The organism is Herbiconiux daphne (assembly GCF_024979295.1).
GTDB classification, from domain to species: domain Bacteria; phylum Actinomycetota; class Actinomycetes; order Actinomycetales; family Microbacteriaceae; genus Herbiconiux; species Herbiconiux daphnes.
The window spans coordinates 1-568 of sequence record NZ_JANLCJ010000645.1 but is presented as its reverse complement, the minus strand read 5'-3'; the positions used below and the strand labels follow the sequence as shown (position 1 = coordinate 568).

Below are 568 nucleotides of genomic sequence, written 5' to 3'. Positions count from 1 at the left end.
TTAGTTGAGGGGAGGTTATTCCAATCACCTAATTTACGACTTGCCCCACCAAAATCTTTAACAGCATCAGAGCTTTCAGAAATAACATATTTCTGCATCGGTAAACCAGTTTCTTTATCAATAACGGGATTACCATCTTTATCTTTCACATCTTGAATACTACCGCCACCAACATCAATAACTTGATCCAAATGGTTAGAATAAGAATCAATATTACCACGGATTGTTTCAGGCTCATTAGCGACTAATTGAGCGGTATCATTTTTAGATGCAATTTGCCAACCCTTCTTAGGATCATAAGTATGATAGTTACCCTGCTCATCTTTATAATAGCCATTTTTAACAGCTAAATTAGCTGTATTCTGATCTACTCCGCCAGGGGCTGGAAGAGTCTCGTTAGCACTACCAGTACTTTTAACAGGATTACCGTTAACATCCAAGCCTGTTTTCTTATCCCAAATACCAACACCTTTAGAATAAGTATAATCAGGTTTCTTAGCTTCTGCTTCTGCCGCTTCTTTAGCTTTCTGATCTTCGCGTGTAACCCCACGTTGCCAAATCGATTGCT

General features: G+C 38.7%; 1 protein-coding gene. It reads right to left on the bottom strand.

Features of this window, described 5'->3' with window-relative positions; translation table 11 throughout:
- Positions 1-568 (bottom strand): hypothetical protein (locus tag N1032_RS26945; RefSeq protein WP_259543760.1); only part of this gene is annotated, 568 nt, incomplete at both ends.